Genomic DNA, 11043 nt, shown 5'->3' with positions numbered 1-11043 from the left:
GGACGCGGGAGCGGCTCGTCTCAGCCGCGCGCGGCGTACCGGCGTTGGCAGCGTGCGCACCAATGCGTCGACCGCCCGCCGATGGTCTCGCGCCGGATGACCGCGCCGCAGCGGCCGCAGGGCTCGCCGCCCCGTCCGTAGGCCTCCAGATCGCGCGCGAAGTAGCCCGACTCGCCGTTCACGTTGACGTACAGGGCGTCGAAGCTCGTGCCCCCCTGGGAGAGCGCACGCCGCATGACCGCACGCGTCGCCTCGAGCAGCGCACGCGCCTGCGGCGCCGTGACGGCCGACGCGGGACGCTCGGGGTGCACGCGCGCGAGCCAGAGCGCCTCGTCGGCGTAGATGTTGCCGATGCCGCTCACCAGCGTCTGATCGAGCAGCACCTGCTTGACGCCCCGCGACCCGCGTCGCCACGCGCGCGCCACTGCGGGCTCGTCCAGGTGCGGATCGAGCGCGTCTCGCCCGATGTGCGACACCGAGCCGGGCACGGAGGCGAGCGTCGCCCCCTGTCCCCCGGCGAGCCCGTCAGGCGTAGGAACCAGCGGCTCGACGTGAAGATAGCCGAACGTGCGCTGGTCCAGGAAGTCGAGGGTCAGCGGGGAGCCGTCGCGATCGAGCAGGAGCCGAGCCCTGCAGTGCGGGTGCGGTGCGGGAGCTCCCTCCCACGGTCCGGCGTGGACGCGGAACTGACCGGACATCCCCAAGTGCGCGGACAGCGCCTCGGCGGGCTCGGGCGCGCCCGCGTGGGTCAACGGGAGCCATAGGAACTTGCCGCGACGCACCACGGCGCCGATGCGCGCATCGGCCGCCATCGCGCTGAACTGGGCGGGGCCTCCGGGGAGCAGCCGGACGCAGCTGTCGCGGCGGATGTCGACGGCGCGGATCACCGCACCGGTGATGAGCGGCGCGAGCCCGGCTCTGACGGTCTCGACCTCGGGGAGCTCTGGCACGGTCAGTCGGTGGGGGCGGTGAGGTGTCGCAGTCGGTGGCGCTCGTGCGCGTCAGATCGCGGCGCCCGGCGCGGAGTCGTCGGCCACGACGGGGTCCTCAGCGATGATGGACGCATAGGCGCGCTCGGCGGCCTCCTGCTCGGCGTGCTTCTTGGCGCTGCCGGTGCCCGTGCCACGCACGACGCCGTCGATGGCGACCGTCGCAGTGAAGGTGCGCGAGTGGTCGGGACCTGCGCCTTCCGCGGCGTAGACGGGGACGCCGAGGCCGCGCTGGGCGCACGCCTCCTGCAACGACGTCTTCCAGTCGAGCGCCACCCCTGACGAGGCCGCGGCCACGAGCGACGGTCCCACGAGCCGAAGAATGACGTCGCGGGCCGTGTCGATCCCGTGGGTCAGGTAGACCGCGCCGAACACGGCCTCGAGCGAATCGCACAGGATCGAGTCCTTGTCGGCTCCGCCCGTGGCGGTCTCGCCCTTGCCCAGCAGCACGCACGGACCCAGTTCGAGGTCACGCGCCACCTTCGCGAGAGCGCGCTGCGAGACTGTCGCGGCACGCATCTTGGCGAGCTCGCCCTCGGGCAGGTCGGGGTGAGCGTGGTAAAGGCGGTCGGTCACGACCACGCCAAGCACCGAGTCCCCGAGGAACTCCAGGCGCTCGTTCGTGGGAAGGCCGCCGGCCTCGTACGCGAACGACCGGTGCGTGAGCGCGAGCACGAGCAGTTCGGGGTCGACAACGACACCCAACCGCTCTGCCAGGGCGGTGGCCGCAGCCTGCCCTGGAACGCTCACCTGAGTGCCTCGCACATACGGCGAGGCCTGATCAGGCTCCGTGCTCGGTGCGCAGCGCCTCGGAGTACTGGCGACCGTTGTAGGCGCCGCACGTGGGGCATGCTGCGTGAGCGAGCTTCGCGCCCTTGCACGCGGGGCACGCGGTGAGGTTCGCAGCAGTGGTCTTCCACTGGGAGCGACGTGCACGCGTGTTCGAACGCGACATCTTGCGCTTCGGAACTGCCACGGTTAACTCTCTTCCTGTTCAGTCAAACTTGTGAGCGCCGACCACCTCGGGTCGATCACTTCGTGGGCGTGGTCCGGATCGTCCGCGAGCCTGGCGCCACATTGGTCGCACAGGCCCGGGCAGTCCGGGCGGCACAGCGGGGTGAACGGCAATTGAATCACGACCGCGTCCCGCACCACCTCTTCGAGGTCGACGTTCTCCCCGTCGAACTCGAAGACATCCTCTGCTTCCTCGTCACCCTGACCCCCGTGCGGGTCGTCGTGCACGAACAGTCCCTGGACCGTGGCCGCGACGTCGAGTCGCAGTTCGTCCAGGCATCGTCCGCACTCGCCGACCGCCTCAGCGGTCACGGTTCCGGAGACCCAGATGCCTTCGGACACGGATTCCAGGCTCACATCGAGCTTGACGTCCGTCCCCTCCGGCACACCGACCATAGCGGTGCCGAGGACCGCGGGGGCCGGAAAGGTGCCGCTCACCGTGCGCTGAGCGCCCGGCTTCCGTGCGATGTCCCTCACGGAGAAGACATACGGAGAGCTGTCTGGGCGGTGCGACATCCGCGCCTCCCATCCTTCCGGTCCTGGTGGACCCCGGCCCGTGCACGTTCGGCAGGACCGGCGCACTATCCTACGTGATCCTCGGGGGGTCCCTCAACCCGGCGCGAGCGCCCGCATGGTCAGGCCGCGTCGAGCGCCGAGCGGACTGCCTCCGCGACCCCGGCAGGCACGTACGCATCGATGTCGCCGCCGTGCCGTGCGACATCCCTCACCAGTGACGAGGCGATGTGGCTCAGTGCGTTGTCGCCCGTGACGAACACCGTCTCCACTCCGGTCAGCGAACGATTCATGAGCGCCATCGGACGCTCGACGTCGTAGTCGGCACCGCCTCGCAGACCCTTCACGATCACGGTGGCTCCCACCCGCTCGCAGAAGTGCACCAGCAGACCGTCGATCACCTCGACGCGCACCCCCTCCAGGTGCGCGGTCGCCTCACGAGCAAGCCGCGCGCGGGTCTCGACATCGAGCAGCGGGGACTTGGTGGAGTTGTGGGCGATGCCGATGACCACCTCGTCGAACAGCCGGCCGGCCCGCACCGCGATGTCCACGTGGCCCAGCGTGATGGGGTCGTACGTGCCTGGCAGAACTGCGAGCGTCATGACTCGACGCTACCCCAGCGGGCCCAGTGCAGGCGGGTCTCGCCGTAGTCGCGCTCGCGTTCGATGACCAGCCCGGGAGGCCACGTGAGCTGGGGGGCTCGGCTGGTCCACTCCAGCACGACCACCGCATCGGCCGCGAGACGCGGCGCGAGCGCCTCCAGCACCGCGGCGAGATCCTCCGCGGCGATGTCGTACGGAGGGTCGATCAGGACGAGGTCCCACTGATCAGTGGTGCGTGCGAGAAACGGCAGCGCCCGCTCCTTGACCACGCGAGCGCGGTCGGTCGTGGCGAGCTCCTTGGCGTTTGCGGTGATCACGCGCGCGGCGGAGGCGGCCGCCTCGACGAAGGTGGCCGATGTCGCGCCGCGGCTGAGCGCTTCAAGGCCCAGCGCCCCGGACCCTGCGAACAGATCGAGCACCCGGGCACCGTGCAGCGCGTCCTGGTGATCCAGTCGCGAGAACAGCGCCTCGCGGACGCGATCGGTCGTGGGACGGGTGCCGCGCGGGGGCACGGCGATGCGGCGTCCTCCGAGGTCTCCGGCGATGATGCGCGTCATGCGGACCAGGGTACGGGGGTCCGCATGCGTCACCGAGAGACGTCGTCAGGCCGCCATGATCGCGAACCCGATCGTCGCCAGATAGATCCCGGGGATCGCGACCCCCTCGAAACCGATGCCGCGCCTGTCGCGCACCACCAGCCCGGCGGCGAGCACCGCGCAGATGAGCGCCGTGCCGGCGAGCAGGACCAGCGACCGGGGCCCGACCGACGCGTAGATCGATCCGCCGACGAAGAACAGATCCGCCACCGCGATCATGAGCGTGTCGAAGACGTTGCCGCCCACGATGTTGCCGATTCCCAGCTCGATCGAGCCGATGCGCACCGCCGCCAGCAGCGTGATGAGCTCGGGCAGCGAGGAGATCGCAGTCGTGATCGTGAAGCCTGCGATCGAGGACGGTATGCCCGTCGCGGCGACGACGCCCAGACCCGCCTTCGCGACGACCCAGCCGAACCCGGCCACCACCGCACCCAGCAGCGCGAACCATCCCCACAGTGCGCGCATCGTCTTGTTCGACTGCTCGGGGGACTCCTCGTCGCCGGTGTCAGCGGTCTCCTTAGCCGTCCACTGCGGGTGGTCCTCAACGGACTTCACGAGCCGCAGCCCGTAGAGGTACAGCGCCGGGATCGCCAGCGTCAGCGGGTGGAACCACCCCCAAGTCAGGTCGGGAGTCGCGTAGGCGGCGACGGGCAGTGCCAGCAGCGCCAGCAGGATCAGCGACTGAAGCAGGTTGGGCAGCGACGCGGCCGCGTGCTCGAGGTTGGTGCGGCGGTACAGCAGGTCCGCGATCGCAATCCACACCGTCTGGATCGCGACGCCGCCGATCGGGTTGGCGATCGCGAAGTCCGCGTCTCCGGACAGCGCTCCCGTCGCGGTCGTGACGATGCCCGTGAGCGAGGTCACGGCGCCCAGCAGGAGCGCGCCCGCGGTCGCCTTGCCCATGCGCGTGCGCTCCGCGATCTCGTCCGCGACGTACGCCAGGCGCGTGCCGCCGAAGCCGAGCACCACGACGGCCACCGCCAGCGCCCCGACCGAGGGCCACAGCGACCACACGTCACCGATGCCGTCACTCCTCGTCTGCGCGCGTGGCCGTGGCGGCCTGTCCCTGCTCGTGCGTCGGGCCTGATCTTCAGGCTACGACACGGCCTGCGCGGCCGTACAGAGCGCGGTCGCGGCTCCCCCGTCCTGGGCACTGGCTCGGTCCTGCTCGGGACGTCGCTAGGCTGTGCCGGGACCTATGGGGGGGCTCATGAGCGACCAGACCACGCCTGGAGACGCCGCCGACGACGAGCGCGCGCACAGCGAGCCCGACCAGACTGTGCCCGACGAGACTGTGCCCGGCCAGCGGCCCGCGCGGCGCTGGCCGCCGACCACCCGCCGCGGCTGGGTGATGACCGCGAGCGCGTCCGTGGGCGTGCTGGTGCTCGTGGTGGCAGGGACGTGGGCGCTGGCGACGTCCGTCGACTCGGACGCCTCGTCGGATGCCTCCGCCACCCCCTCCTCGACGCCCGCCGTCGGCGCGGACGGCGCTCCAGCCGAGTGCTCGGTGGACGTGGTGATCCGTGACGAGTGGGAGGGCGGCTTCACGGCCGACGTGGCGGTGCGGGCGAGCGCCGGTGCGCTGAAGGGCTGGTCCGTGATGCTCGAGCTCGGCGACGCCGTGGTCGACGGCGCGTGGGACACGACTCTGGCCCGCGGTGCCCAGGGCCTGGTCGAGGCCGAGAACCTCGAGTACAACGCGACGGTCGCCGAGGGCGACGAGGCCACATTCGGCTTCACTGCGTCGGGGACGCCCGATGCGCTCTCCGCGGCCTGCGGCGGCGCCGTGGCGAGCGCAGCGGGCGATGGCGATGGCGACGCCGACCGGGACGATCCGGGCCCCGGTGACGCGGCCGACGTGGCTCCCCCGTTGAACGCACCGAGCGGTGACGACTGGCTCAGCGTCGACGGCAACAGCATCATCGACGCCGATGGCAACGCGGTCTGGCTCACGGGTGCCAACTGGTTCGGCTTCAACACCACCGAGCGTGTGCTGCACGGCCTCTGGTCCGTGAACCTGGAGAGCACCATCGCGGCGATCGCGGAGCGCGGCTTCAACGTGCTCAGGGTGCCGATCTCCACCGAGCTGCTGCTCGAGTGGCGATCGGGCAACGCCCCCGCCGCCTCCAACGTCAACGCCGGCACCAATCCCGAGCTCGACGGCGCCACCACCCTCGAGGCGTTCGAGGCGCTGCTCGTCACCTCGAAGGCGCACGGGCTCAAGGTGATCCTGGACGTGCACTCGGCCAAGGCGGACAACGCGGGCCACATCGCTCCCCTCTGGACAGCCGAGGGCATCACCACCGAGGACTTCTTGGTGGCGTGGGAGTGGGTGGCCGAGCGCTACCGCGACGACGACACCATCGTCGGCTTCGACCTTCAGAACGAGCCTCACGGGAAGCCGCCGGAGAATCCGCGTGCCACCTGGGGCGACGGTTCGGACGGTGATTGGCGCGCTGTCGCGTCCGAGGCCGCGCAGCGGATTCACGCCGTGCATCCCCACGCGCTGCTGCTGGTCGAGGGCATCGAGGCGACCCCTGCCGACGGCGAGCAGTGGTCCTCGAACGATCCGGGCGACTACGACATCACCTGGTGGGGAGGCAACCTCCGGCTGGCGGGCGTCCAGCCAGTGGATGGCCCCGCGGACAAGGTCATGTACTCCCCGCACGACTACGGCCCGCTGGTCTACGAGCAGCCGTGGTTCCGGGGATCGTTCTCGGGCGCGAGCCTCGAGCGCGACGTCTGGGGGCCGACATGGCTCTACCTGCATGACGAGGGCGTCTCACCCCTGCTGATCGGCGAGTGGGGCGGCCGCCTGGGGGAGGACGAGCGCCAGGACCGCTGGATGACATACCTACGGGACCTCATCGTGGACCGCCACCTGCATCACACGTTCTGGGTCGTGAACCCCAACTCCAGCGACACCGGTGGGCTGCTCATGGACGACTGGACCACGTGGGATGAGGAGAAGTACGCGCTCGTCGAGCCCGCGCTGTGGCAGGACCGGGAGGGGGCGTTCGTGGGCCTCGATCATGAGGTGCCGCTGCCGGGCGGCGTCACGGTGACCGAGTACTACGAGAGCGGCGGGCGTCCACCCGTCGGCTGACGTCAGCCGCGCTCGAGGAAGTCCTCGCGCTCGGGTCCCAGCCACAGGCTGATGGCCGAGGCGAGGGCCGGGGCGGTCTCGAGCAGGGGGTCGGCGGCGACCAGGTCACGTGCCACGACCCGCGCCTCCTCGATCAGGGCCGCATCCCTGACCACCCGCAGCAGCCGGAGCGAGTGGCGCCCGCCCGACTGCGCCGCGCCCAGGACGTCTCCCTCGCGCCGCAGCTCGAGGTCCTTCTCCGCCAGCGCGAAGCCGTCGGTGGTGGACGCGAGCGCCTCGAGCCGCTCGCGGGACACCGAGCCGGGCTCCGCGCGCGACACGAGGAGGCACAGGCCGGCGAGGGTACTGCGCCCCACCCGCCCGCGCAGCTGGTGCAGCTGCGAGATCCCGAACCGTTCGGCGTCGAGCACGATCATCACGGTCGCCTGCGGGACGTCCACCCCCACCTCGATCACGGTGGTCGACACCATCACCGGCGCCTCGCCCGAGGCGAATGCGGCCATCGCCGCCTCCTTCGCATCGGCCGGGAGCCGCCCGTGGAGACGTCCGATCCGTATGCCTGCGAACTCAGGCCGAGCGGCGAGCATCGCGGCCGTCTCCGTCACCGACGCGAGCGGGACGCTTGCCGAGGGTGCGTCATCGCCCTCCCACTCGAGCACGAGCGGCTCGTCGCCGCCGGCATCGGCCGCATCGCTCGGCGGCGCGCCGCCGTCAACTGCTGGCTCATCGGCGTCGATGCGCGGGCACACCACGTAGACGCGATGGCCCTGGTCGACCTCCTCGCGCACGCGCTGCCAGGTTCGCGCCAGCCAGGCCTCGTTGTCCGCAGGCACGATGTGAGTGACGGTCTCCGCGCGACCGGGCGGCCGGTCGGCGAGGGTCGACGTCTCCAGATCCCCGAACACCGTCATCGCGACCGTGCGCGGGATCGGTGTCGCCGTCATCACCAGCATGTGCGGCGGCCGGTCGCCGCGAGTGCGCAGGGCATCGCGCTGCTCGACGCCGAACCGGTGCTGCTCATCCACGACGACCAGGCCCAGATCAGCGAACTGCACGCCTTCGCTCAGCAGCGCGTGAGTGCCCACCACGATCCCCGCAGCTCCCGAGGCCGCGTCGGCCAGCGCCTGGCGGCGCACCGTGGACCCCTGCGAACCGGTGAGGAGCGTGAGGCGCGTCGCGCGCGCGTCGCCCCCGAGCATGCCGCCGTGGCCCAGCGGACCCAGGAGCTGCTCCAGGCTGCGCAGGTGCTGCGCGGCGAGCACCTCGGTCGGCGCCAGGAGCGCGGCCTGACCCCCGGAGTCCACGACCTGCAGCATGGCGCGCAGCGCGACCACCGTCTTGCCTGCGCCCACGTCGCCTTGAAGCAGTCGCATCATGGGCGTGGCACCGGCGAGGGAGGCGGCGATCTCGCGTCCCACAGTCTCCTGCGCCGGCGTCAGGGTGAACGGCAGGCTTGCGTCCAGCGCGTCCACCAGTCCGCCGTCACGCGGGGGGCGCGGCGTGGAGGCGAGCCCTTCCCGAGCGGCGCGGCGGCGGGCGAGCGCGGTCTGCAGGACGAGCGCCTCCTCGAACCGCAGGCGGTCCTGCCCGCGCTCCCAGTCCGATGGCGCATCGGGCACGTGGACGGCGCGGAGCGCCTCGAGCAGCGTCGGCAGCGACCGCTCCGCACGGATCGCGGCGGGGATCGGGTCCGGAACGTCCTCCTCGGTCAGCGGGTCCAGCACCGTGCGCACCGAGCGGCCGATGCGCCACGTGGGCACCGCTGCGGCCGCCGGGTAGATCGGGATGGGTCGCGAGGCCTCGAGGACGGCCTCGGCCTCGTCGGCCGCATCTACGCCGACGATGAGGTAGTCGGGGTGGGTGAGCTGGCGCCTGCCGCGGTAGTCGCCGACGGTGCCGGTGAACAGCCCGGTGCTCCCCGGCTTCAGCTTCGACTCGTGCATGCGCAGCACGCCCGCGCGCTTGGCGAAGAACGTCAGCTGCAGCGTGTCGTGGCCGTCGGTCACGATCGCCTCGAGCATCGCGCCGCCCCGCGAGCGCATGCTGCGCACCTGGGTGGACCGTACCTCGGCCATCACCGTGACGTGCTCACCGACGGCGAGCGCCGACATGTCCGTGCGCTCCCCCGGCGAGCCGTACCGGCGCGGGTAGTGGCGCAGCAGGTCCTCGACCGTCTCGAGACCGAGCTTGGCCAGTCCCCCGGCGGTACGAGCGCCCAGCACGCGCGACAGCGGCTCCGCGAGCCTGTCGGCGCCGTTCATGAGGGTGCGCGCTCGACGCCGATCAGCACCCCGGGGTGGGCCTGCTGGCCTCGGTACACGTTCACGTCCGCGTCGGGGGCGGCGGCTCTCACGGACATCCGCACGGCGTCGGCCACGCTGGCAGGCATGCCTGCGGCCAGGATCAGCGACACGACCTCTGTGTCGGGGACGATGAGGCGGTCGACATCGTCGTCGAGCGCGTCGCCGCTGCTCTGCCCCACCACGGTCGCCGCGACGGCGGCCGCCATCTCGTCCGCGAGGTCCTGGCCCGGGGTGACGAGGGCCGCGGCGGCGACCGCCGCGATCACCTGCGCCTCGTGCTGGCTGTCGAGGATGGTCAGCCGGGGCTTGCGCCGCTTACGTGCGAGCTCCTCGGCCGCAGCGCGCAGGGCCGGGTGGCCCGCCACGACGACCGCCGCGGTGCCGGAGGCGTCCTTCACCGCTCGTCGCAGCGCCCGGCGCTTGAGCGCGGTGGGATCGGGCACCACGAGAACGATCGCGCCCGCGTCGGCGAGCGGCTCCGCAAGGCCAGGGCAGTGCGTGAGAGCGACGATGCCCGTCGAGGCGCGGTCGGCATCATGGCCCACGCGCACATTGCGCACCACGATCTGACGGGCCTTGGCCTCGATCCCGCGCTCGACCGCCAGATGCGGCTGGTCCGTGTGCACATGCGCCTGCCACAGCCCGTGCGTCCCAGTGACGGCGACGGAGTCGCCCATCGCCTCGAGGTCGCGGGTGAGGGCCGCATGGATGTCGTGATCGGACTTGGCGACGAACATCACCTCGTATGCGCCCTCGTGAGAGTGGTGCACGTACGAGATGCGGGTGGTGCCCGCGTCGGTGACCTCCCACTCGACCCTGTCGAGGGAGCTGAGCACCTCGGGGCCGCCGAGGGTCTCGGCGAGCATCTCGAGCTGCAGCACCAGTCCCGCGGCGCCCGCATCGACGACGCCCGCCTCTTTGGCGAGCGGCAGCTGCTCGTGGGTCTGCGCGAGGGCGGCGCGGGCGTCCTCGACTGCCGCGACGAGGGTGGCATCGCGCCCGGCGCGGGCATCCACCGCCCGCTGAGCGCCCGTCGCCGCGGCGCGCGCCACGGTGAGGATCGTGCCCTCGACGGGCGAGCCGACGGCGCGGTAGGCGGCAGCGGCGGCGGCATCGAGCGACTGGGCGATGCCCCGCCCGTCGACGCGGCTGAGGCCTCCGTGATGATCGATCGCCGACAGGAACCCGGTGAGGTACTGCGAGATGATCACCCCGGAGTTCCCGCGGGCGCCCACGAGCGACCCGCGCGCGAACGCGGCCACCACCTCACGGTGGCTCGCGTCAGCTCTGAGCTTCGCGACCGCCCGGTTCCCCTCCTGCAGGGTGAGGTAGAGATTGGTGCCGGTGTCGGAGTCCGCCACCGGGAAGACGTTGATCGCGTCCAGACGCTCGCGGGCATGCTTGACGGCACGGGCACCGGCGTCGAGCCAGCGCCTCACGTCCGCAGATTCGTGCATCCATCCCGCCCGTCACGCGACATGCGCGCAGTTCTCCGGCGCCGATCTCGCTGCGCCTCTTGCCCGATTTCCTGGCACCATGGTGTCACGGTGGACCGTGACGACCGTCGACCCCGCTCACATGGCGACCGCTCGACCGCGCCTCGGTTGCCCGGTGCGCCATTCGTCAGATACCCTAGTGCGGTTGTCCGACACCGGACAGATGAACGTGGCGCCGCCCAGTCGGGCGAAGCGCAAGTGCAACTGAGGAGAACTATCGTGGCTGCCAACTGCGACGTCTGCGGCAAGGGTCCGTCCTTCGGACACTCGATCTCGCACTCGCACCGCCGGACCAAGCGTCGCTGGAACCCCAACATCCAGCGCGTGCGCGCCGTGGTGGCGGGAACGCCCAAGCGCGTCAACGTCTGCACCTCCTGCCTCAAGGCGGGCAAGGTTCAGCGCGCCGTCTGACGACGGCGTACTC

General features: G+C 71.5%; 11 protein-coding genes. 2 read left to right on the top strand and 9 right to left on the bottom strand.

Translation table 11 applies throughout. The annotated features are described in order from the left end of the window. Nucleotides 1–20 precede the first annotated feature (20 nt). The 7 genes from mutM to QQX02_RS10380 all read right to left on the bottom strand — a co-directional run bounded on the left by mutM (nucleotide 21) and on the right by QQX02_RS10380 (nucleotide 4728). The gene (gene mutM / locus QQX02_RS10410; protein WP_301142934.1) at nucleotides 21–950 is read right to left on the bottom strand and encodes a bifunctional DNA-formamidopyrimidine glycosylase/DNA-(apurinic or apyrimidinic site) lyase; all 930 of its coding nucleotides are present in this window, start codon (nucleotides 948–950) and stop codon (nucleotides 21–23) included. 51 nt (nucleotides 951–1001) lie between these two features. Continuing rightward, nucleotides 1002–1739, bottom strand: coding sequence for a ribonuclease III (gene rnc / locus QQX02_RS10405; RefSeq protein WP_301142933.1), 738 nt, complete (start codon nucleotides 1737–1739; stop codon nucleotides 1002–1004). Nucleotides 1740–1770: 31 nt separating this feature from the next. After that, nucleotides 1771–1965, bottom strand: coding sequence for a 50S ribosomal protein L32 (gene rpmF, locus QQX02_RS10400; protein WP_062132798.1), 195 nt, complete (start codon nucleotides 1963–1965; stop codon nucleotides 1771–1773). 2 nt (nucleotides 1966–1967) lie between these two features. After that, nucleotides 1968–2519 (bottom strand): YceD family protein, encoded by a 552-nt coding sequence (locus tag QQX02_RS10395; protein ID WP_301142932.1) that lies wholly within the window; start codon nucleotides 2517–2519, stop codon nucleotides 1968–1970. 119 nt (nucleotides 2520–2638) lie between these two features. Beyond that, nucleotides 2639–3118: a pantetheine-phosphate adenylyltransferase gene (gene coaD, locus QQX02_RS10390; protein WP_301142930.1), complete on the bottom strand. Its 480-nt coding sequence runs from the start codon at nucleotides 3116–3118 to the stop codon at nucleotides 2639–2641. Beyond that, entirely contained in the window at nucleotides 3115–3675 is a 561-nt protein-coding gene (gene rsmD / locus QQX02_RS10385; RefSeq protein ID WP_301142929.1) for a 16S rRNA (guanine(966)-N(2))-methyltransferase RsmD, read from the bottom strand. Before rsmD ends, coaD begins: the two co-directional genes overlap by 4 nt. A 45-nt stretch (nucleotides 3676–3720) precedes the next feature. Beyond that, a complete protein-coding gene (locus tag QQX02_RS10380; protein ID WP_301142928.1) occupies nucleotides 3721–4728 on the bottom strand; it encodes a sodium:calcium antiporter in 1008 nt (335 codons plus the stop codon). 196 nt (nucleotides 4729–4924) lie between these two features. On the opposite strand from QQX02_RS10380, the gene QQX02_RS10375 reads away from it, so the two are divergent. Next, complete coding sequence (locus QQX02_RS10375) at nucleotides 4925–6820, top strand: cellulase family glycosylhydrolase (RefSeq protein ID WP_301142927.1); 1896 nt, start codon at nucleotides 4925–4927, stop codon at nucleotides 6818–6820. Between the two features lie 2 nt (nucleotides 6821–6822). On the opposite strand, the gene QQX02_RS10370 is transcribed toward QQX02_RS10375, so the two are convergent. Both QQX02_RS10370 and QQX02_RS10365 read right to left on the bottom strand, forming a co-directional pair. After that, nucleotides 6823–9081, bottom strand: a complete 2259-nt coding sequence (locus QQX02_RS10370) for an ATP-dependent DNA helicase RecG (RefSeq protein ID WP_301142926.1) — start codon at nucleotides 9079–9081, stop codon at nucleotides 6823–6825. Then, nucleotides 9078–10580: a DAK2 domain-containing protein gene (locus QQX02_RS10365; protein ID WP_301142924.1), complete on the bottom strand. Its 1503-nt coding sequence runs from the start codon at nucleotides 10578–10580 to the stop codon at nucleotides 9078–9080. The genes QQX02_RS10370 and QQX02_RS10365 overlap by 4 nt, the downstream gene beginning before the upstream one ends. Nucleotides 10581–10838: 258 nt before the next feature. Here QQX02_RS10365 and rpmB point away from each other — a divergent pair, with 258 nt between their 5' ends. Next, the gene (rpmB, locus tag QQX02_RS10360) at nucleotides 10839–11030 is read left to right on the top strand and encodes a 50S ribosomal protein L28 (protein WP_061962473.1); all 192 of its coding nucleotides are present in this window, start codon (nucleotides 10839–10841) and stop codon (nucleotides 11028–11030) included. Nucleotides 11031–11043 lie beyond the last annotated feature (13 nt).

This window comes from Demequina muriae (assembly GCF_030418295.1).
In the GTDB taxonomy this organism is placed as follows: domain Bacteria; phylum Actinomycetota; class Actinomycetes; order Actinomycetales; family Demequinaceae; genus Demequina; species Demequina muriae.
The sequence above is the reverse complement of the archived record's forward strand: the minus strand, read 5'-3'. Positions and strand labels throughout refer to the sequence as shown.

What these genes read in the sequence shown, in the direction of transcription:
- QQX02_RS10395 (WP_301142932.1), bottom strand. Translation starts at nt 2,519, where the DNA reads ATGTCGCACCGCCCAGACAGCTCTCCGTATGTCTTCTCCGTGAGGGAC.
- coaD (WP_301142930.1), bottom strand. Translation starts at nt 3,118, where the DNA reads ATGACGCTCGCAGTTCTGCCAGGCACGTACGACCCCATCACGCTGGGC.
- rsmD (WP_301142929.1), bottom strand. Translation starts at nt 3,675, where the DNA reads ATGACGCGCATCATCGCCGGAGACCTCGGAGGACGCCGCATCGCCGTG.
- QQX02_RS10375 (WP_301142927.1), top strand. Translation starts at nt 4,925, where the DNA reads ATGAGCGACCAGACCACGCCTGGAGACGCCGCCGACGACGAGCGCGCG.
- QQX02_RS10370 (WP_301142926.1), bottom strand. Translation starts at nt 9,081, where the DNA reads ATGAACGGCGCCGACAGGCTCGCGGAGCCGCTGTCGCGCGTGCTGGGC.
- QQX02_RS10365 (WP_301142924.1), bottom strand. Translation starts at nt 10,580, where the DNA reads ATGCACGAATCTGCGGACGTGAGGCGCTGGCTCGACGCCGGTGCCCGT.